General features: G+C 47.3%; 14 protein-coding genes and 1 pseudogene. 10 read left to right on the top strand and 5 right to left on the bottom strand.

Annotation, left to right across the window (positions count from 1 at the left end; all coding sequences use genetic code 11):
* The first annotated feature begins 2 nt into the window (after nucleotides 1-2).
* A complete protein-coding gene (locus Q1V85_RS15200; RefSeq protein ID WP_300601307.1) occupies nucleotides 3-1,199 on the top strand; it encodes a TolC family protein in 1,197 nt (398 codons plus the stop codon).
* Between the two features lie 9 nt (nucleotides 1,200-1,208).
* On the top strand, nucleotides 1,209-2,414 hold the full coding sequence (locus Q1V85_RS15195; protein WP_300601305.1) for an efflux RND transporter periplasmic adaptor subunit: 1,206 nt from the start codon (nucleotides 1,209-1,211) through the stop codon (nucleotides 2,412-2,414).
* Between the two features lie 94 nt (nucleotides 2,415-2,508).
* Here Q1V85_RS15195 and Q1V85_RS15190 read toward each other — a convergent pair whose 3' ends face one another.
* The 3 genes and pseudogenes from Q1V85_RS15190 to Q1V85_RS15180 all read right to left on the bottom strand — a co-directional run.
* Nucleotides 2,509-3,363, bottom strand: a complete 855-nt coding sequence (locus Q1V85_RS15190; RefSeq protein ID WP_300601304.1) for a PIG-L family deacetylase — start codon at nucleotides 3,361-3,363, stop codon at nucleotides 2,509-2,511.
* A 150-nt stretch (nucleotides 3,364-3,513) separates the two neighbouring features.
* A complete protein-coding gene (locus Q1V85_RS15185; protein WP_300601303.1) occupies nucleotides 3,514-4,083 on the bottom strand; it encodes a hypothetical protein in 570 nt (189 codons plus the stop codon).
* 227 nt (nucleotides 4,084-4,310) lie between these two features.
* Nucleotides 4,311-4,664, bottom strand: a pseudogene (locus Q1V85_RS15180) (DUF4844 domain-containing protein); the annotation flags it as partial.
* A gap of 305 nt (nucleotides 4,665-4,969) precedes the next feature.
* Between Q1V85_RS15180 and Q1V85_RS15175 the strand changes: the two are divergent.
* Complete coding sequence (locus Q1V85_RS15175) at nucleotides 4,970-5,830, top strand: SDR family oxidoreductase (RefSeq protein ID WP_300601302.1); 861 nt, start codon at nucleotides 4,970-4,972, stop codon at nucleotides 5,828-5,830.
* 201 nt (nucleotides 5,831-6,031) lie between these two features.
* Here the strand turns inward: Q1V85_RS15175 and Q1V85_RS15170 are convergent, their stop codons facing one another.
* Nucleotides 6,032-6,766 (bottom strand): DUF481 domain-containing protein, encoded by a 735-nt coding sequence (locus Q1V85_RS15170; RefSeq protein WP_300601301.1) that lies wholly within the window; start codon nucleotides 6,764-6,766, stop codon nucleotides 6,032-6,034.
* A 371-nt stretch (nucleotides 6,767-7,137) separates the two neighbouring features.
* Here Q1V85_RS15170 and Q1V85_RS15165 point away from each other — a divergent pair, with 371 nt between their 5' ends.
* On the top strand, nucleotides 7,138-8,010 hold the full coding sequence (locus tag Q1V85_RS15165; protein WP_300601300.1) for an AraC family transcriptional regulator: 873 nt from the start codon (nucleotides 7,138-7,140) through the stop codon (nucleotides 8,008-8,010).
* 478 nt (nucleotides 8,011-8,488) lie between these two features.
* Here the strand turns inward: Q1V85_RS15165 and Q1V85_RS15160 are convergent, their stop codons facing one another.
* Complete coding sequence (locus Q1V85_RS15160; RefSeq protein WP_300601299.1) at nucleotides 8,489-8,647, bottom strand: hypothetical protein; 159 nt, start codon at nucleotides 8,645-8,647, stop codon at nucleotides 8,489-8,491.
* Nucleotides 8,648-8,673: 26 nt separating this feature from the next.
* Here Q1V85_RS15160 and Q1V85_RS15155 point away from each other — a divergent pair, with 26 nt between their 5' ends.
* The 6 genes from Q1V85_RS15155 to Q1V85_RS15130 all read left to right on the top strand — a co-directional run bounded on the left by Q1V85_RS15155 (nucleotide 8,674) and on the right by Q1V85_RS15130 (nucleotide 19,753).
* A complete protein-coding gene (locus Q1V85_RS15155) occupies nucleotides 8,674-11,688 on the top strand; it encodes a TonB-dependent receptor (RefSeq protein WP_300601298.1) in 3,015 nt (1,004 codons plus the stop codon).
* Nucleotides 11,689-11,738: 50 nt separating this feature from the next.
* A complete protein-coding gene (locus tag Q1V85_RS15150) occupies nucleotides 11,739-13,370 on the top strand; it encodes a RagB/SusD family nutrient uptake outer membrane protein (protein ID WP_300601297.1) in 1,632 nt (543 codons plus the stop codon).
* Between the two features lie 200 nt (nucleotides 13,371-13,570).
* Entirely contained in the window at nucleotides 13,571-15,394 is a 1,824-nt protein-coding gene (locus tag Q1V85_RS15145) for an aryl-sulfate sulfotransferase (protein WP_300601296.1), read from the top strand.
* Nucleotides 15,395-15,432: 38 nt separating this feature from the next.
* Nucleotides 15,433-16,617, top strand: a complete 1,185-nt coding sequence (locus Q1V85_RS15140; RefSeq protein ID WP_300601294.1) for a glycosidase — start codon at nucleotides 15,433-15,435, stop codon at nucleotides 16,615-16,617.
* A gap of 134 nt (nucleotides 16,618-16,751) precedes the next feature.
* Nucleotides 16,752-18,659 carry a sodium:solute symporter family protein gene (locus tag Q1V85_RS15135; RefSeq protein WP_300601293.1) on the top strand — a complete coding sequence of 636 codons (1,908 nt, stop codon included), beginning with the start codon at nucleotides 16,752-16,754 and terminating at the stop codon, nucleotides 18,657-18,659.
* Nucleotides 18,660-19,015: 356 nt separating this feature from the next.
* On the top strand, nucleotides 19,016-19,753 hold the full coding sequence (locus tag Q1V85_RS15130) for a GntR family transcriptional regulator (RefSeq protein WP_300601291.1): 738 nt from the start codon (nucleotides 19,016-19,018) through the stop codon (nucleotides 19,751-19,753).
* Nucleotides 19,754-19,813: the final 60 nt, after the last annotated feature.

Genomic DNA, 19,813 nt, shown 5'->3' with positions numbered 1-19,813 from the left:
CAATGAACCGGATTCTATATCTCAATTTTCTTTGTTTCAGTCTGCTTTGCGCCGGTACCGTTGCCGCACAGCGCATCAGCATCGTCGAAGCCCTGAGCACTGCGGGTGCCAACCTTGAATACTCGATAAATAAGGCGGAACTAAAAAAAGCGGATGCGCTTACAAAAACAGCAAAGGGCCTGGCCAATACCGGCATCTTTGCAGAGAATGAAGACCTGCAACCCGGCAATGCAAAGGGCGTTTTAAAAATCGGCGTAAGCCAGAGCATCGAATGGCCCGGCGTTTATAAAGCCCGGCAACAGTATTTTAAAGAACAGGCCCGGTATTACGAAATGAATACTTCCGCAATAGAAGTACAGCTAAAAAAAGATATACGGAAAGCATATTATCAGCTTTGGTACCTGCAGGATCGCTACCGTTTATACAGCCAGCTGGATAGTACCTACCGGGCGTTGCTACAAGCCGCCACGCTGCGGTATCAAAAAGGAGAAGCCGCGGGTATTGAAAAAATCGCGGCAGAAATGCGGCTTAAAGAATTACAGGCACAGGCAAAGGAGGTGCAAAACGAAATGGGCGTACAGCAACAACAACTGATGCTGCTGTTAAATACCGAACAGTCCCTGTTGCCCCTGGATGCCCCATTGCGAAAGTTATTACTTCCAGGTGGGGAAAGCGGCCAGCCCCATCCATTGCTCACGCTTCAGCAGCAAAATGTGGCCATCGCTTCCTCAAATATCCGCGTACAAAAGAATGCCGTAAAACCTGAATTTTCCGGGCGCTTTTTTTCCCAGGCCCTGTATGGGATGAAAAATCCCTATTCAGGATTTTCCGTTTCAGTAGGTATCCCACTCTTTAGCGCAGGTGCCAATAAGCAAAAGATCCTGGCTGCGGAGGCAGAAATGGAAGCGCAGCAAAAAAGCCTGGAATGGCAGACGCAAAAAATGGAACATCAAAAACAGCAGGCCCTTACCGAAACGGCACAGGCTGATGCCTTGTTGCAATATTATGAAGACAGTGGTCTGAACCGTTCCGATGAAATCATCAAAGCCGCTACCATTGGCTATAAAGGCGGCGAGATCACCTTTATGGAACTAACGCAATACCTGAACCAGGCAACCGATATCCAAAAAAATCACCTCGATGCATTGAACCGGTACAACCAGGCCATAATTCAGTATTTATATTTTATTCATCAATAATTCAAGCACATGTTGAAACCAATTCATATATTCCCCTTATTATTTGCTACCTGCATCTTTTTCTCCTGTAACAGCAAACCAGGGCCGGCCGCTGAAGAAAAAGAAGCCACCGAAACGGAAGCGCACGCAGAAGATGGCGTATCCATGACGGCCGACCAGATACAATCCATCGGCCTACAGCTGGGCCCTATCGAAAACAAAGAGCTTTCCAATACCGTAAAGGCCATGGGCATGTTGACCGTGCCAAATGAAAACAAAGCCTTTGTAACCCCCTTATCCGGGGGTGTGGTGCGTACCCTCAATGTACGGCCCGGCGAATTTGTAAACAAGGGGCAGGTACTGGCCGTCATTGTGAATCCCGACCTGATTCCCCTGCAGCAACAATTGCAGCAGCTCAATGCCCAGATCCAGCTGGCCGAGCTGGAAGTAACGCGTCAGCAGGACCTGTACAAAGGCAATGCAGCTCCGCTGAAAAACTATCAGCGCGCCCAAACGGAATTAAAAACCCTCCGCAGTCAGCGGGCGGGTATTGAGCAACAGCTGAATGCCATGGGGGCCGGCCATTCCTTTTCAGCCACATTGCCGGTACGTTCACCTATTAGTGGTACCGTAAGCAAGGTAATGGCCCAGATCGGCAGCAACGTAACCATCAGTGCACCTATTGCCGAAGTAGTGAACAATTCCCTGATCCACCTGGATCTGAATGTGTATGAAAAAGACCTGCCGCTGATCAGCATGGGCCAGGTGATTCATTTTACACTGACCAACAACCCCGGCAAAGAGTATGATGCAAAAGTATTTTCGATCGGAACGGCTTTTGAAGGAGATACCAAATCCGTGCCGGTACATGCGTCGGTTACCGGCGAAAAAACCGGTCTGATCGATGGCATGGGTGTAACGGCCAATATCAGTTTAAATACCCGAACGGCCCCCGCTGTTCCGGATGCATCATTGGTCAATTTCCAGGGAAAGGATTATATTTTTATCGTAGCCACTGATAAACCCTCGCACGGGGCCGACGAACATGCACAGCACGAAAAAGGACATGCGGAGGAAACGCATTTCACCATGATCCCGGTGGCACGCGGCGTATCGGATGTAGGCTATACGCAAATCACCCCATTGGCCACCATACCCCCGGATGCAAAAGTAGCGGTAAAAGGCGCCTTCTTCTTACTGGCGAAAATGACCAATACAGAAGGGCACGCACATTAGCTATCGGCGTCCGCTCCGGGAATATTAAAACCCGCAGGCGATCGGCAAAGCAATCAGCGAGGTTTACCTTATCTGCAGAAAAACTTTTTCACGATCATTTCCGGGGAAGCATCGGGAATAGCTCGCGCATTTCGTCTTCATTAAGCTGGCGGCCAAATTCCGCTATTTCAAACGATTCAATATATTGAATGTTGGAAGCAGCAGCACCGTACCATTTTGTCAATGCCGGCAGGTTCACCGGGGTAATGCTGCTGTAGGGATAGGTATTTTCATATACCAGCTTCTTCTGCTTTTCGGGGTTTGCCCTTACTTCGTCCAGTATACCCATTTTATAGGGGATGGCATCATTTACCTGCGAGCGCTGAACGGCGCATGCGGCCAGCTTGGTGGGCCATACGGCATCTATAGCTACAGCAAAATCGGGAATATATGAGAACCGGATGGTGTGAAAATCGCGGATATATACAAAGACGGGCTTCTTTTTCATTTGCAAACGGGGTGCGGCATCCCGGACGATATATCCGGCCGTCATATTATCAGTGTGACCGCCCTCTGCCGGGTAATACGTAAACACGACATCCGCATCCCAATCCTGGATGCTTTTGATCACTTTATCCTGTACTTCTTTTGTATTCTTCAAATATTTATCGTGATAATCGAGTACTTCATAGTCTCCGAGGGAAAGAATTTGTTTCGCTTCCATAGCTTCCTGGTAGCGCATCTTAGCCAAATCAGCAGGCTTCATCGAATAATGTCCTGCATCCCCATTGGTTAAAGACATAAATTTCACCTGGTGCCCCATTTTTGTATACAGCGCAGTAATACCGCCGGTATAGATCTCTCCCTCATCCGGATGGGCAAAGATGACCATTACTTTCAGCGGCTTTTGAGCAAAAGCGAAGGCGGCGGATAACATGCACATAGTGATCAGTAGAAGGGATCTGGCCATAATCGTTTTATTTATGCATACTTGTTCATTAAAAGTAAGCCATTCCTTCCAAATGTACCGATCCAGCCGTTCAGTATGCATACTACAACTGAAAAACAAGCGAAGAAAGCGTTTAGCCCTTTCGGGAATGGAAGGTATTACACGGATGTTTTAAAGCAATTTTTTATAATGATCCCTCCACCATTTTACGTAGTCAAATTCCGCATCTTTATTCATTGCTATTTTCCCCATCATTGTTTGGCCCCTGAAAAGGATAGCCTTATCTAAAACCTGGTCATCGGATACCATTGACCGGAATTCGATATGGGCCAACACCGTTTTATCAAAGTTTTGAATGGTATAAAATTCAGACACAGCCGATGCAGTTTTTGTTTGCTGGTAATTGCAATAAAGCCGTTTTTCTTTATCCAGTAAATGCCAGTCGTAAGACAGGCGCAATGGTTTACTTCGAAAAGATCTTTGTGTAGGATCATAGAAGAAAACATCCATATCCCATTTCCATTCCAGACAAAGGTCATTAAAGCCATCGGCGTTTAAGTCCTTATTCGTAAAATAGTTGTTATGATTCCCCAGCTGTTCAAATCTTAAAATATCCTTCCAGCCACTACGATCCAGTTTTTGAACGATACCGTCATATAAGGTATCATGGTGCAACACTCTAAATGTTGTATGGTCCAATGAGAATGTATCCTGGTAACCAATGCTCCCTGCTTTGCTCATTATCATTGAATCATAATACGGAAGCTGAGCATCCTTTTCTTCCCGTGTTTGCTGATAAACGGTATCGGATCTAACAGGTACAGTTTTGTCATTGAAGGTATTGCATGCAATACTCATCAATACGAATAAAGATATAGCTGGTTTACTTTTCACCACTGTTGATCAACTGCGCATATTATAATTCCGTAGTTGCAGATATTGGTTTCATACGGCAATCTCCATCATTTTTACCCGATGAGTTTGCCTGGTTCGAAACCATACAAAAACATATTTAGCTTTCCATTGGAGCTTTCAACTCCTGCTATAACCATTAACTCTTCAAAATAGCAACAAATCCGTTCCCGCTCTTCCGTATCCAGATCAAAAGAAATATCGCTGAATAGATCAAGCCCCTGTTTGATCGCATCCTGATATTTGTCTTCAGATGGATTTTCATCCCTTGAAATTTTCTCGAAAATCGTGGCGGCTTCGTTTATTTTATTCGTCAATATTGATTTCAGAGCACCATCGGCAACTCCGGAATAATAAGTTTGAGGCTCCTCTTCAAATTTATCCTTATTTAAAAATGCTGTAAACATTGTGGCTGTATTTTCATCTGTTTGATATAATTATTGGTTCCATTCCGTTTGTTATCCAATTCCTAAATATACTAAAGATTTGGCATCGTAAAACGGTTTCCTCTCTATAGCGCATCAAAAACAGCCCCCAATCAGTCGGCGAAAGGCGATGCGATAAGCGGCATTTTTCACTGATGGCATTGCACGAATGGAAATCATATCATCTTCAATCGTCGCATGTCGCAAACGCCCCCTTATATTGTCAGATCTCTCAATCATACAAAACAACTGGCGATTTTAATTTTGTGTTTTCATCAAAAAAAGAACCGATGTTATTAAAAAATAAAAATGCAGTTATTTACGGCGCCGGCGGTTCGCTCGGCACAACCATTGCGCGCGCCCTTGCAAAAGAAGGGGCACATGTATTTGTTACCGGTCACCGTAAGGAACCCTTGCAGGAACTTTCTGCCGCAATTAACGATTCCGGAGGAAAGGCTACCATGGCGGTTGTAGATGCGCTGGATCAACCGGTAGTAAACGAACACCTGCTCCGGGTGGCAGCAGCCGGCACCGTGGACATTTCCATGAACCTGATCGGACTTGAGGATACCCAGGATATTCCGCTGACCGAAATGAACCTGGAGGATTTTCTAAAACCGGTTAGCCGGGCCATGCGCTCCCATTTCATCACCGCAACAGCTGCAGGAAGGATCATGCAACAACAACGTACAGGCATCATTCTTTCCCTTACGGCAACACCCGGAGGCATTGGATACCCGTTAACCGGAGGGTTTGGCCCCACCTGTTGTGCCATTGAGGGCTTTTCAAGGAACCTGGCATCAGAGCTGGGCCCCTATGGTGTCCGGGTGGTCAACATCCGCTCTGCTGGCTCCCCCGACTCGAAAGTATTCCGCGATTTTGCAGCCATGTATCCAGCTTTATCAGATACTGTGTTGGGCAATATGCGCAATGATACCATGCTGAAGGAGTTACCGCTCATGCAAGATATCGCAGATACCGCTGTATTCCTTTGCTCCGGAAAGGCAGCCCGGATCACCGGAACAACGATCGACGTTACAGCCGGTACAACCGGTGCCTTAAACTATCATTTTCAAAAGCCGGTCGCGGGTAGCAACCTTACAAAAGATGGGGCCTCCGGGGCTTCGTTCTTTAATCCCAAATATCAATAGTGCAACGTTAATACTTCCTTCTGTATTTCGATTGCGCTTTACCGCAGAGGCATCAAACATCCAAGTGGATCCCGTTGCGATCACTGCGCACGCCTTGCGTACATAGCGGTTAAATATAAAACCACAAGAGACGCCAGGAACCGCAAAGAAAAAATGACATAACACATTCTATCCTGTGGCTCAGTGCTTCTGTGGCCGCACTCAGAAATAACGCTCAAACAATACTCCATAAGTAAACAGGAGGTTCTCCTTCTGCGTCCGGCTGATACGGTTATAGTTCAGCCGGGTTGATAAGGATAGCCATTTCACCAGCTTAAGGTTAAGGCCCAGCTGACAGGTAATGATATAATCATTGATGTTTTTTAACGATGGCTGCCAGAACGAAGTGCTTTCAAAAGAAAGTGCCCGGTAAGCATACCAGCGTAACTGCAAACGCAGCGAATTCCGGAAGGTGTGATATCGTTCCAGTGTGCTGTCGGTGGGTGCGATCTTACTTTGTTCAAATAAAATACCGTCACTCATCCTCAAATACCATAATCCATTATCCACCAGTTTATACGCCCCTCCCAGCCCGGCCTGGAACTGGCTGTTGATCCGTAAGGAATAACTGCTGGTATATGCCGCAAGTCCCCAGTAATTCAGGCGGGAAGCCGTATCGCGGTAAATATTAAAATCGAGCGCCGTGGTAAGGTCATTATTGGTGAGGCCGTCATTATTCTGTCCATAGATCCAGGCGGCGTTGGCATTCAGCTCAGACTTCTGTTTATAAAACCTGTATTTCAGCGCATTGTTCAGAAGATAATTCTTATTTCCCGAAGACTGGTTCAGGGTACCGGATAAACCCGCATTGAGATAATGATGTACGGAGTCATTAAACTGTGCCGCTGCTACCTGCGCCATCAGCCCAAACAAAAGTGTTACACAAAGTTTGCCCATGCCTGCGAAAATAGTACCGAATCATTTAAATGAAGCCGGCCTGCCCGGCAATGGTTCATTTAAATAAGGTCTGGTAAAAGGTTTTTATTGAGCAGCGTTGGTCGCCGTGCATTATACAAAAGCCAACGTTAAACAGGAACCGGCGGTTTGGAACGCTCCCTGTTCCATCGATCCTCCTGTCGCACAAAGCATGTGAAAATGTGGAGATGTGGGAATGTGGAAATGGAAGTGTAAAGATGTGGAAATGCCCCTTTTAAACTTTAGACAAAACAGCTAAATCAATGAGTATCAAACAAAAGCGCTAAAACTAAAGCATCACCCTTAAAAATCATTACATTTGAGCATAGGTAACAGAATGTAAAAATGTTGAAATGGTTGTACCAGAGATTTATCGCGAAAAATCGCCCTTGTCAGAAAAAGATTGTTTTGTTGTATTTGATCGCCGTAAGTCCAGTTTTACCTTCCCGGTTCATGTACATCCCGAATTTGAGCTCAATTTTGTAGAAGGCGCCGCGGGTGCACAGCGCATCATCGGCGATTCTGTAGAAAGTATCGGTGCAAAGGACCTGGTACTGATCGCCAATCCTGAGTTAAAGCATGCCTGGAAGGATGGCGGTTGCACATTTAGCAATATTCACGAGATCACTATTCAATTTCATCCGCAACTCATTGAACAATATCTGAATAAAAACCAGTTCCGGAGTATTCAGCGTCTTTTTGAACGGGCAGCCAAGGGCCTGTATTTTGGTGCTGCCACCATCGAAAGGATCCAGCCCCTGCTGCATATCATTACCATGGAAAACGACGGATTTTATTCGGTGATGCGCCTGCTGATCCTTTTACATGAGTTATCGAAAAGTGAGGATTGCCGCGAGCTTTCCAGTGGGGCTCCGCCCGAGATCACCCGGAGCGCCGAACGTTTCAACCGGCTCCAGGACTATGTTAGCCAGCACATCACCGATATGATCCGCCTTTCCGATGCTGCGGCCCTGCTCAATATGAGCCGTTCCACGTTCTCCCGTTTTTTGCAAACCCAAACCGGCATGAGTTTTACAGATTATTTACTCGATTTCCGGATCAATGTGGCCATGCGAAAGCTTAAAGGCACCGTTTCCATCCAGGATGTGGCCGACCAGTGCGGCTTTAACAGCATCTCCTATTTCTACCGCGTATTTAAAAAAGCAAAAGGCGTTACGCCGGCCGAATTCCGTAACAATTTTAAAAAGCAACAGGTGATCGTCTGAGCGTTCTCCGGGATGGCTTGTTTCACGCAGCGGCGCAAAGGTGCTGCGAACACAGCGCGTTATATCGCTTCGTGTTTATTCGCCACAAAGTCCCAAAGGCTCAAAGCAACACTAAGCTTTGATCGCTCTTTGTGTTTCTTCGTGTCTTCCCGCCTTTGTGGCTATTACTTCCCCTGACGACGCAATACTTATACTAAACATTACTCAGTACTTCTGAGGCTCTATTCAAGCAGCGATTCTGTCTCCTGCAATACAATAAAGTATTACTCCATGTCCCACAAGTCATACCAGTCAGCCCGTTACTCATTGATGGCTAAAACTAAAAACGATAGAAATACCAAACGCTACCGCTTCCCCTCCCCTGAGCAGATTCTTCAACCCAAATGAGCCAATCGTTCAATAAATATTCCTTCAACAGGTAAAAAACAAGCAGCCATACCCAAAGTCCCTATCTGTACATCCGTATACATCTCGCTGTTTACATTTCTTTCTCTACGGTTAAAAATCCTGTTTCACCACACCGGTCATCGATGCATACAGGTCCATATTTCAACTCCATAAAAAGAACGGATTGTTCAATGAAGTTGATGTGATTGTGAAATGCTTCTGCTACCGTTTCATTTAGTTTTACCCTCAAATTTTTTTACCAAACAAGCCATATGTATGAAAAAAATACTACTCATACTGCTTTTAGGAGCCATTAGCCACCTCACGTGGGCACAACAAGTACTACAGATCAAAGGAACGGTACGGGATAAGAACAACAATCCCCTGCCCGGAGCTACCGTAACCGTAAAAGGAACGGGAACCGCCACCGTAACGGATCAAAACGGAAACTTTGTTTTAGACGCCGCAAAAGGGCAAACCCTGGAGTTTACCTATGCCGGCATGCAAGCCTCAGAAACCACCGTTACCGGCAACAGCACCATCACTGTATCCCTGCGCGAGAGCAACCAGATGGATGAGGTGATAGTGATCGGGTATGGTACCATTAAGAAAAAAGATCTTACGGGTGCCGTTGCCTCTGTAACCGGCAAGGACTTACAATCGAACCTGGCCAAAAGCGCTGCCGGCGCTTTACAGGGCCGTATAGCGGGTGTAACCGTTTCCAACTCCGGGGGCACACCCGGCGCAGGCTTAAGCATCAATATCCGCGGTCTGGGCTCTTTGCGCAACAACGCCCCGCTTTATATTATTGATGGAGTGTTTGGCGATATCAACCTGGTAGATCCCAACGATATTGCTTCCCTCGAAGTATTGAAAGATGCATCTGCCGCAGCCATCTATGGTTCACGCGCGGCCAATGGAGTAGTAATCATTACCACCAAGGGAGGGCGTAAAAATACCCCGGCCGTTATCAGCGTCAATGCCTTTACAGGAGTGCAAAGCCTTCCTAAAAAAATGGAGTTAATGAGCGGCCCGCAATGGAAAGCCATTGAAAAGGAAAACGGCCTGTTGCCTACCCAGGCAGAAAGCTTTACGGCCAATACCGACTGGCAGCATGAAGTGTTTCAAACGGCCCCTATTAACAAAGTGAATTTAGATGTATCCGGAGGTGGTGAGCGATCTACCTACAGTGTTTCTGCAGGTTATATAGACCAGAAAGGTATTTTAAAAACCACCGGCTATAAGGCATTTACGGTACGTGCTAAAAATACCTTCAGCTTTTTCAACGATCATTTCCGTATGGGCAATACCTTCCTGATTAAATCGGGAGACCGGAAATATTCCGACCTAACCATCACCGATGTGCTGCGTCAGAACGCATTGCTGCCGATTTATGATCCTGCTATGGTAGGGGGCTATGCCACGTATGCGCCGTGGATGAAAAATTTAGAAAATCCTGTCGGTTTTATCAACCTGCACAACAAGCATGTATATCAAACAGATATTATGCTGAATGGCTATGCCGAAGCAGACCTGTTCGTAAAAGGATTAAAATACAAACTCAATGTGGGTATCAATCGGACAACCGGAAGAAATTATGACCGGGGTCTGGCCTATACATATGGCACAGCCCTTAACAAATCGTACCTCAGTGAAGGTGCTTTTTTCAACAACCAGTGGCTGGTTGAGCATACCTTGCATTACGATCGCACATTCGACAAACACACCCTAAATGTTTTAGCCGGTTACTCCGCCCAGAACAATGCCAACAGGGGTTTTGCAGCCGGCCGGAAAGATCTTCCTTTAGGAACAGATGCTATTGATGCCGGGGCTTTGCTTGATCAATCTACATCGGGAAGCCTGCAGGAAGCATCGCTCCTGTCTCAGTTTGGTCGGTTAATATATAGCTACGATAGCCGCTACCTGCTGACGGCATCGCTGCGCCGGGACGGATCTTCGAAGTTTGCAGAAGGGCATCGCTACGGGCTGTTCCCTTCCGTTGCCCTGGGTTGGAATGTGATGAACGAGCGCTTTTTTGAGACTGCAAAAAATACGGTAAATGAGTTTAAAATACGCGCCAGCTACGGTAGACTGGGCAACCAGGAAATACCCAATTATACTACGCAAAACATTACTTCCTATGGCATCAACTACATACAGGGCGGCAAGCTTTGGCAGGGATCCATTACGGGTGTCAACTGGGTTTCGCGCCCGGACCTGACCTGGGAAGAAACGGTTACCAGTAATATAGGATTGGACCTGGCCTTTTTGAAGAATAAACTCAGCATTAGCGCGGACTACTATGTACGCGAAACCAGGGGTGTGCTGTTAAACATCAACCAGCCTCCTTCTACAGGACTTAATGGCACGCCGGTTATGAATGCCGGAACCATCAGCAATAAAGGTTTTGAGTTTTTAGCCAATTACAGGAATACTGTTGGCGTCTTAAACTATACGATTGGCGTAAATGCGTCTATGACTAAAAACGAAGTACGCGCTGTAACCGTGGGCAATGTACAGCAATTTGAAGGCTTTAATCCACGGGGAGAAGGCGTTGTAAGCTGGGCTAAAGTAGGATACCCTATTGGCGGTTTCTGGGTAATTAAAACCGATGGCCTGTTCCAGTCAGATGCCGAAGCACAGGCTTACAAAGATGCCAAAGGCAATGTGATACAGCCCAAAGCCAAAGCCGGCGATATTAAATTTGTAGACTTCAACGGCGATGGAAAAATTGACAACAATGACCGCCAGTATGTAGGAAGCCCTTTTCCCAAACTGGCCTATGGTATCAGAGGCGGGCTGGATTACAAAGGAATAGATGTAGCATTTTTCTTTGACGGTATGTACGGCAACAAAATATACAACTATACCCGGGCACGCATGGAGCAAACAAACGAGGTAAACAACCATTCGGCAGCCCTGCTGAACTCCTGGACGCCCACCAATACCAATACCGGTATTCCCCGCTATACCCGGGAGGACCCCAACGACAATAAGCGCCGGGTAAGTGATCGCTGGATAGAAAGCGGTACATTCTTTCGCTTAAAAACGGTTGAGGTTGGTTACACGCTGCCTAAACAGTGGTTAAGCAGGGTCACTCTGAAGAATGGCCGTATTTTCCTGGCGGCCGACAACCTGTTTACCGCAACCAAATACAAAGGTTATACGCCTGATCTGGGACAAAGCAATGGTGAAAACGGCGACTATTCCGGTGTATTTTCAGCCGGCACCGATTATGGCCGTTTTCCGCTGGCACGTACTATTATGTTTGGCATCCAGGCTAATTTTTAGTCCGGAACAGCCTTTTATAACAAATCTTACTTTTTTAAAAAATGTCAATAATGAAACGTTCGATAAAAATATATACGGCAACAGCAGCGGCCCTATTGTTCCTTGGCAGCTGTAGCAAAGATTTTCTAAACAAGGTCAACCCCAATCTTCCGGTAGAAGAAACCTATTGGCAAATGGAGTCTGATGCGGTAGCCGCCATTCCCACCATTTATTCACCCATCCGCAATCAAATGGACGGTTATTACGGAGCCTACTCCGGCTATCAGACCCTGAACCGGGCTGATGATATGTGGTTCCTGATCGGGGAAGAGCCCTTTACCTGGGAGTATGTTAATTTCCTGAACTCTGCCGGTACCGCCGGAAGCAATTTCGGAGATCTATACAAAGGGATCAACAGGGCCAATGTTTTTATGAAAAATATTGACCGGGTAAAAATGGATGATGGTAAAAAGAAGCAGCTGATCGGTGAGGTAAGCTTTTTACGGGGTATGTATTATTTTTTGCTCGCCGCCAATTTTGGCGATGTACCGCTGCGGCTCTTACCTGCAGGCGATGATCCGGATGGAGGCAACAAGCCTTCCACACCGGAAGCGGATATCTGGAAACAGGTAATTGCCGATTTTAAGGTAGCCAAGGACAACCTGCCTGTGAGCAGGCCTGCTGGTGAAACCGGCCGGGTTACCAAGGGTGCAGCCATTGCTTATTTGGGTAAGGCATTGGTATATACCAAACAGTATCCCGAGGCCGAGACCGAGTTAAAGGCCCTGCTCACCGCGCCTTATAGCTACGATTTAATGGAGAACTTTGAAGACAATTTTAAAGAAACCTCCGAGTTCAACAAAGAATCGGTATTTGAACTGGCCTATGATGGCTTCCTAGGTTCGGGTGGAATATGGGGCAACGATTGCGCCTCCTGCCAGTTGGGTTTTGCACTGCCTAATTTTTGCGGACCGGCCGGTACCGGTGCATGGTTTAAACTCGTACCCGGTATATCCATTGTGCGCGATTTTGTGAGCGAAGAACGCCCCGCTGGATCGGATACCCGTTTCGACAAACGGATGTACACCAGCTTTTTCTGGAAGTATTCCGATTATGAAACCGGGCTTACCGATGGCACCTGGTTTGGCAATCATGATTTCGATTGGCTCTGGCATGAAGCCCAGGCAAAAATGTCGGTGAACACCGGATTAACCTATCCGCAAATAGGTAATAAGCCCGGACGTTTCTTATTAAAGAAATACACTAATTTTTATAAGAACGAAGAAGGAGCCAACAGTATGTATAATGCGGCCAATAATAATAATAACCTGCGCATCATCCGTTTTGCCGAGGTGCTATTGCTACACGCAGAAGCCTGTATCAAAAACGGAAACCTGCCGGATGCTATTACCGATCTGAAGCGCATCCGGAAACGCGCAGGGCTTAACGAAAACAAAGCCTGGGCGGGTGCCACCGACCTCATGAACGAAGTGATACGGCAGAATGAGCTGGAGTTTTTCTTTGAAGGGCATCGCTTCTTTGACCTGAAACGCTGGTACACTCCCGCTGAAATGAAGCAGATCTTTGTAAACAATCAAAAACAGGGCGCCAATAATTTTCAGCCCAAACATTACTATCTGCCCATTCCCGAAGCGGAAATAAATACCAATACAGCAATACAACAAAACGCACTGTGGCGCTAGATAAGCCATACTGTATCATCAAAGATACGCGCGCTGCCCGGTACAATCCGCCGGCAGCGCGCCTTTCCGGCAACAGGCTTTTAATGAGTTTAGCCTGATGATTTGTTCCGTTTTTATCGCTCAACAAAAGGTTATTTGATTGCTGCCGGGTGTTGGAAAATATTCCGCAGTGTAAAAGCAACAGTTAAACAATATCCCATATGCTGATAGCCCGTTCCCGTTACTTAAAGAAGCATCGCGTGTTGCCCGGTTTGTTATTCGGCCTCGTGGTATTGCTGTTTTCCTGTACACGCCGGGAAGATGCGCTTCCGGATATAGCATCAAAACAATCCCTAAGTGCCAGGGCAGATAAAGGCGATTTATTGCTCGATATCTCCAGGAATAGCGGTGAATACATTTTTAATTTTGAACAGGGGGCATTGCAGGTCCCGATGCAGGATATTACCAGGATTGCACCGGAGCCGGAACACTGGCGCACCGGCATCACCTTCAGCGACGGTTCCGGACTGGTTATACCTTCAAAAGGTGCAGCCCTCGATTATATAGTAGAGGATATAAAGCTTAATCCATCGGGCTACAACCCGCTCGCTGCCCTGGTAAATGTATGGCTGCCTACTTATGGCCGGGTGAAGGTAACGGTACATGGTAAAAACGGGGAAACAGGCACCATTACGCACCTGTGCCACGAAGATCAGCCACGCCAGAGCGTGCCTGTTTTTGGCCTATATGCCGACCATGACAATGTTGTAGACCTCACTTTTACCGACCGGGATGGCAGGGAGCGCGGCAGTACAACGATCCATATCCGCACAGCGCCGCTTACGGTACAGGATTTTCCAAAATGGAAACTGATGAAAAGCCTGCCGGGGCAAATGGAGCCGGGGATCAACCTGGTTAACTATCCCGGAATGTCGGAAGCAGATGTATCGCTTCCCTATATGATCGACAACGAAGGGGAATTGCGATGGTTATTGCTTTTAAAATCATCGCCCGACCTGCAAAAGCTTTCTACATCCATCGGCTTAAAGCGCACAAAAAAAGGCAGCTTCATCGCCGGAGACCAGTCGCAGCCAAGGATCGTGGAACTGGATATGTTCGGGAACCTGCTGCATCAATGGGATCTTCAAAAACCCGGCTATACCTTTCATCACGAAGTTAAAGAAGCCGCCAATGGAAATTTCCTGATCACTGTTACCAGGCCCGCCGCACGTTTAAGGAACGGTCAGCCGCGGATCAATGACCACATCATCGAGCTGAACCCGGAGTCTGGTGCACTGGTCAGCGAATGGGATCTGGCCACCCTGCTGGACACCTCCCGCTATGTGAAGCCGGATGGGATCACGCCCCCGCAATACTCACAGAATCCTACAAACTGGGCGCATAACAATTCGATTAATGAGATGGGAAATGATCTGCTGGCCACCGCAAGGTACCAGGGGATTTTCCGTTTTACCCATGCCGGCAAGCTCCGGTGGATCATTTCTCCGCATAAATACTGGGGGGCCTCCTATCAGCCCTACCTGTTAAATCCGGTTGATGAAAACGGGGTTCCTGTAACAGACCCCGCGGTTATAAACGGCGATGCACAAACAGCAGGTTTCGACTGGCCCTGGGGCCCGCATACACCTGTTGTGCTGTCAGACAACCACATCCTGGTATTTGACAACGGATATAACCGGAACTGGATACCAAACTTTGGTTCGGATGTCACCAATTACAGCCGTGTAGTGGAATACCGGGTTGATGAAGACAAAAAGACCGTACAGCAGGTTTGGTCCTTTGGCAAGGAACGGGGCGCAGAAGGCTTTTCACAGGCTATTTCCGGGGTACAATTCCTGTCCCAGACAAAGCACGTATTATTCTGCCCGGGAATGGGCGTACCTACTTCCATTGGCCCCGGGGGGCGTATTGTTGAAATAGACCCCGCAACCAATGAGGTCCTGTTTGAAATGGAGATCGCTGCACCGAGCGGTACCGCATTTCACCGGGTAACCCGCATGCCGCTTTACCCAGACAATCTCTGATAATGATCAAAAGGATCCGTGTAAGAAAGACAGCAATTATGACAGCACATTTTCAGCAAGGTTTGGAAACAATCATCCGCGATCAGGAGCTCCTGATCGCAAAAACCAATACCCCCTTAAACGATTATAACGGCATCGTACGCAGATACCGGAATCCTGTAATTACCCGGCAGCATGTACCTGTTTCCTGGCGCTACGACCTCGATCCCCGTACCAATCCGCTTTTTATGGAGCGCATTGGCATCAATACCACATTAAACGCCGGCGCTATTAAATGGAACGGCCGGTACCTGCTGATGGTACGCGTGGAGGGTGTGGACCGCAAATCATTTTTTGCGATTGCCGAAAGTCCCAATGGAATAGATCAGTTTTGCTTTTGGCCCAGGCCGGTTTCCCTGCCCGATATTTCACCGGCGGAAACCAATATCTACGATATCCGGCTTACGGCACATGAAGACGGGTGGATTTATGGGATCTTTTGCAGCGAGCGCCATCATCCGGATGCCGCGCCCGGCGACCTTACAGCGGCCTTTGCCAGCTCCGGTATTGTGCGTACCCGCGATTTTATACACTGGGAACGGCTGCCCAATATACAAGCCTGCAGCCAGCAGCGTAATGTAGTGCTACATCCCGAATTTGTACAGGGGCGGTATGCGCTTTATACAAGGCCACAGGATAATTTTATTTTGGCGGGAAAAGGAGAAGGAATCGGCTGGGCCCTGATCGATGATATCTGCAACCCGGTGATCCGGTCGGAAACCATCATCAACAACCGGTATTATCACACCATAAAGGAACTGAAAAACGGTGAAGGCCCCCCTCCCATCAAAACGTCTGAAGGCTGGCTGCACCTGGCCCATGGCGTACGGGGCTGTGCCTCCGGCCTGCGTTATGTATTGTATGTATATCTTACATCACTGAAAGACCCGTCGGTACTGATCGCAGAACCCGGCGGCTACCTGCTGGCGCCCGAAAATGAAGAACGCACCGGTGATGTGTCCAATGTATTATTCTCCAACGGCTGGATCGCGGATGAGGACGGCACGGTATATATCTACTATGCTTCCAGCGATACCCGGATGCATGTAGCCGTATCATCCATTGACCGGCTGCTGGACTATTGCCTGAACACACCGCGGGACGGTTTTCGCTCCGCCGAATCCGTGCGACAGATCAATGAGCTGATCGACAAGAACAATGCATTCCTGGAACAATATGCATAACCGCATATTTTTACCGGTGTTATAAGATCATTACCTGCAACGGACGCAGCAACGGGGCCTTAATCTGCTTTATGAAAATGATTCAAAGAAGCCGATATTTGCGCATCTAACGATTAAAGGATAAATTACGCTGCATGAAGCTTGAATGGATCGATGCCCTGATTATTGTCATCTACCTGGTCACCATGGTTGTTATCGGACTGGTGCTCAAGAAAAAGGCGTCGAAGAATATGGACACCTATTTCCTGGGAGGAAAAACCATGCCCTTTTACCTGCTGGGACTTTCCAATTCTTCCGGGATGTTCGATATTTCAGGCACTATGTGGCTGGTATACCTGGCGTTTACCTATGGTTTAAAAAGTCTCTGGATCCCCTGGCTCTGGCCCGTATTCAACCAGATCTTTATGATGGTATATCTTTCCATATGGCTGCGCCGCTCCGGGGTGCGTACCGGCGCAGAATGGATCCGCACTCGGTTCGGATATGGTAAGGGTGCCGGCCTTTCGCATACCATTGTGGTGCTTTATGCCGTTATTGGCGTAGTGGGTTTTCTGAGTTACGGCTTTGTAGGAATCGGCAAATTTATTGAAGTATTCCTCCCCTGGAAAGCAGTAGCGCCCTACTTCCCCTTCCCCGTCGATCCGCAATATGCACCACATATTTATGGTATTTTTTTTACCGCCATCGCCACTTTTTATGGAATGCTGGGAGGCATGAAGGGCATTGTATGGGGCGATGTGATCCAGTTTGTCATAAAAACAACCGCAGGAATTGTGATTGCCGTTACAGCCATCACAAGGGTAAGTCCGCAGCTGTTGCAGGCCCATATACCTGCCGGCTGGGATACGCCTTTTTTTGGCTGGACGCTCGACCTCGACTGGAGCCTGCTGCTGCCCTCCATTACGCATAAAATAGCGGAAGACCAGTATGGGCTGTTTTCCATCTTTGTAATGATGATGTTGTTTAAAGGTATTTTTTTCAGCATGGCGGGTCCTGCACCCAACTACGATATGCAGAAGATCCTGGCCTGCAGAACGCCAAGGGAAGCGGCATTAATGAGCGGCTCCGTATCCGTATTCCTGCTCATCCCCCGTTATCTTATGATTATGGGATTTACGGTACTGGCGGTGATATTTTTCAGCAGCGACTTTCGTGCACAAGGAACCGGGATTGATTTTGAAACCATTCTTCCCCGGGCCATTCATCAATTCCTGGGCGTTGGACTTACAGGACTGCTGCTGGCGGCACTGCTATCGGCCTTTATGTCTACATTCGCTTCTACCGTAAATGCAGCACCCGCCTATCTCATTAATGATGTGTACCTGAAATACATCAATCCCGGCGCTACATCAAAAGTACAGATACGCGCCAGCTATATTATTGCCGTGGTGGTGGTGGTTTTCAGTACCATCATCGGTATTTATATGCACAACATTAATACGGTACTGCAGTGGATCGTATCTGCTTTATATGGGGGCTATATTGCCGCCAATGTACTGAAATGGTATTGGTGGCGGTTTAATGGCAATGGTTTTTTCTGGGGAATGCTTACCGGTATTGCCGCTGCAATGATCATCCCTGAATTCTTTCCGGACACCCTTCCCCTTTATTATTTTCCCGTGCTGCTGGTATTGTCGCTGGCCGGTTGCATTGCCGGTACGCTTACCTCCAAACCAACGGATATGGAAACCCTGATCAGCTTTTATGTAAAAGTACGTCCGTGGGGATACTGGCAGCCGGTGGCAGAAAAAGCCAGGGAACGGTATCCGGGGCTGAAAACCAATACCGCTTTTGGGCGCGACATGTTTAACGTAGCCATCGGAATCGTTTGGCAATGCTGTTTAACCCTGGTCCCGATGTACATTGTGCTTCAGCAGCAACTGTCATTGATGGGTACCATTCTCGTGTTGGGCATCACCACCCTTTTTCTGAAAAAGAACTGGTATGATAAAATGAACCGCGATGAAAAAGAATACAATGCGTTTATGAAATCCCTGGAAGAAGAAACTCCCGTGGGATCGTCTGTTCAAACGGCCGCATAAAGCTATCTGCCGGCGCTTTCAAACAAATCATATAAATGCTATCGCACCAGCTTTTAGGAATGATCTGCCTGGTACCCGGTCGCATGAATACCTGTAACCGGCATAAAACGGTGCCTTACTGAGGGCCATTAATTGTTCATACATAAAAACATACAACCCAAAATGACGGCTTAACCGGAACAATGTTTGCCCATATCTACCAAAATTTTTCCTTCAAAAGCCGATAATACAACAGGAAACCAGCTATTTGTCATTCTTTTTGTACCTTTCATCGGCCACTGGTATGCTCCATATGTATAGTGCCATAACAGGTGATAAATGTTCAAATAGTTCTATTTTTGTCTTTAAGCATTAAAATGATGAAACTTTCGCTGGATCATAAAAATCATATTCCGCTGCACGTGCAGGCAGAACAGCTTCTCCGCAACCTGATCAAGGATCCCCAGTTTGCCAATGGAAAATTATTACCCAATGAGGTAGACCTTGCTAAGCAACTGGCGATTTCGCGTACCACCTTACGGCAGGCATTGAACAAACTGGTATATGATGGGTTGCTGATCCGGAAAAAAGGGATCGGCACCCGTGTTGCAGGAACCGCTGTAAGCTCAAAATCCAACAACTGGCTGAGCTTTTCCCAGGAAATGCAAACCCGGGGTATCCCTATTAAAAACTATGAATTGCATGTAAGCTGGGTACATCCGGAAGAGATAATTGCAAATTTTTTCCAGATCGCGCCGGATAAGAAGATCCTGAAGCTGGAGCGTTTGCGCGGACGTCCGGAAGCACCCTTTGTATATTTTGTTTCCTTTTTTCATCCCCGGATCGGTCTTACCGGTGAAGAAGATTTTAATACACCGCTGTATGAAATGCTGGAGAAAAACCACCATATCGTAGTGAATCTATCCAAAGAAGAGATCAGCGCCAAACCGGCTTCAAAATTTATTGCCGAAAAACTGGAGATTCCCCAGGGCGACCCGGTGCTCTTCCGTAAACGGTTTGTATACGACCAGGGCGAACGCCCGATTGAATACAACCTGGGTTATTATAAGGCCGACTCTTTTGTATATACGGTAGAAAGCCGGAGGGATCAATAACAGTCCCTCATCTTCTTTTATATGTAGGCACTGACTGTTGCCGTTTTTAATTGCCTGCAA

Source organism: Niabella sp. (assembly GCF_030150205.1).
Taxonomy (GTDB): domain Bacteria; phylum Bacteroidota; class Bacteroidia; order Chitinophagales; family Chitinophagaceae; genus Niabella.
Note: the sequence above shows the minus strand (reverse complement) of the source record. Positions and strands in the feature narration are given on the sequence as shown.